2 protein-coding genes are annotated in these 2058 nt (G+C 59.8%); both read left to right on the top strand.

What is annotated here, in order from left to right; genetic code table 11:
• On the top strand, window positions 1-596 hold a 596-nt coding region (locus H537_RS0118955), incomplete at its 5' end, for an electron transfer flavoprotein subunit alpha/FixB family protein (protein ID WP_028999081.1).
• Window positions 597-678: 82 nt separating this feature from the next.
• Window positions 679-1809 carry a porin gene (locus H537_RS51355; protein WP_084150817.1) on the top strand — a complete coding sequence of 377 codons (1131 nt, stop codon included), beginning with the start codon at window positions 679-681 and terminating at the stop codon, window positions 1807-1809.
• The last annotated feature ends 249 nt before the right edge of the window (window positions 1810-2058 follow it).

Below are 2058 nucleotides of genomic sequence, written 5' to 3'. Positions count from 1 at the left end.
ATGTCACCAAGGTGCTGTCGGCCGACACCTTCGAGCGCCCGATCTACGCCGGCAACGCCATCGCCACGGTGCAGAGCGCCGACGCGGTGAAGGTGATCACCGTGCGCACCACGGGCTTCGACGCCGCCCCGGCCACCGGCGGCAGCGCTGCGGTCGAAAGCCTGGCCGCGGTCGCCGACAGCGGCAAGAGCGCCTTCCTTGGCCGCGAGCTGACCAAGTCGGACCGCCCGGAGCTGACGGCCGCGAAGGTCATCGTCTCCGGTGGCCGGGCGCTGGGCTCGGCCGAGAAGTTCACCGAGCTGCTCACGCCGCTGGCCGACAAGCTTAATGCGGCGCTAGGCGCCTCGCGCGCCGCGGTGGACGCGGGCTACGCCCCCAACGACTGGCAAGTGGGACAGACTGGCAAGATCGTGGCGCCTGCTCTCTACATTGCCTGCGGTATCAGCGGCGCGATCCAGCACTTGGCCGGCATGAAGGATTCCAAAGTGATCGTGGCGATCAACAAGGATCCGGAGGCGCCGATCTTCAGCGTGGCGGACTACGGCCTGGAGGCCGACGTGTTTGAGGCGGTGCCCGCATTGATCAAGGCGCTCTAGATTTTTGCTGTCGTTTGATTACCCGTTGATGGGGTAGCGAAGCAAAAAGTTCAATCACCAAGACGGTAAGAGGAGACGGAAGATGAAAAAGATTCTTATAGTGCTTGGTACTGTGGGTGCGTTTACAGACGTCGCCCTGGCGCAGTCCAACGTAACGTTGTATGGCTTGGTTGATCTGAGCTACCAGCATCTCAGCTCAGGCGATAGTTCGCCGCTGGCAGGGCAGTCCCTCAATCGCCTGGCTGATGGCAGTGCATTCGGCCCCGGATCTCGCTGGGGTTTAAGGGTGCAGGAAGATCTGGGCAATGGGCTGAAGGCCAACGTCGTTCTGGAGTCCGGCTTCGCCGGAGATACCGGTGTGTCAGCCAATGGCGGGCGCCTGTTCGGTCGCCAAGCATTCATCTCCCTTGCCTCCGCCACCTTGGGGGAAATTCGTCTGGGCCGGCAATACGCCTTCCATGACGAGGTAACAGTACTGAACAATCCCTATGGCAACTCCCTCGTAACGAACCCGGCCGCCGTTGCAAACACCTTTGCTACTGGCTCGATTCCATTGTTCATCGACGCACCACGCATTGACAACACGGTGCAGTACATCTCGCCAACCTTCTACGGTTTGCGACTGCAGGCCATGGTCGCTGCTGGAGAGGGACTGGTCGACCGGTATCAAGGCCTGAAGGGAACATTCGCCAACGGCCCACTGAACCTCGCTTTGTCTTATGAGCAAAGCAAAGCCCGCGTGGCTACTCCAGGTGTCGGCGCTGCGGGCGATGCAGTCAACAAGATCTGGGAAGTCGGTGGCAACTACGATTTCGGTAGGTTCAAGCTGCTTGGTGGCTATCAGAATGGCAAGGACCTGACCACAGGCAGCGCCGGCATCATTACCGCTCCGGCGACTTCGGGTGGCATCGGCACCCAGATTGCAACGCTGACATTGCCCGGTTTGGCAGGCCCTGCCACACGGCTCAAGGCCTATACCGTTGGTGCGTTGATGCCTGTGGGCGCTGGCACCGTAGCCTTGAACTACACCCGAACCAAGTTCGAGAACGCTGCAGGGTCTAACCGCACATTGGGGCGTATTGGCCTGGTCGGCACCTACAGCTTGTCCAAGCTGACCACCGTTTACACCGGAATCGGTGTCAGCAACGGTGATCTGAAAGACTTCATCAACGAGAAACGGGTGTTCCAGCTGGGGCTGCGTAAGACGTTCTGACCTTATAACCAGGGTTACAGGGCTACGTCAGCAGCCCTGTTTGACGCGCCTTGAAGGCGCTTTTTTCGATCTTGTCCTGATCCTCTTAGGCAAGCAGGTGCGTCCCGTGTGACTGGCCAGTCCTGCAGCGAAGTCAAGCACCGTCAATGCCGGAATTTAGAAGCTCTAACTTTTTGCCCTACGAAGGCAGCAAATGGTTCCAGCAAATGAGCGCGCAACCCAGGGTCAGAAAGGCCTGATGGATGTCGG

The organism is Azohydromonas australica DSM 1124, from assembly GCF_000430725.1.
GTDB lineage: Bacteria > Pseudomonadota > Gammaproteobacteria > Burkholderiales > Burkholderiaceae_C > Azohydromonas > Azohydromonas australica.
This window is presented reverse-complemented; position numbering and strand designations above follow the sequence as displayed.

Coding starts and splice junctions, on each gene's coding strand:
- H537_RS51355 (WP_084150817.1), top strand. CDS start 679: ATGAAAAAGATTCTTATAGTGCTTGGTACTGTGGGTGCGTTTACAGAC.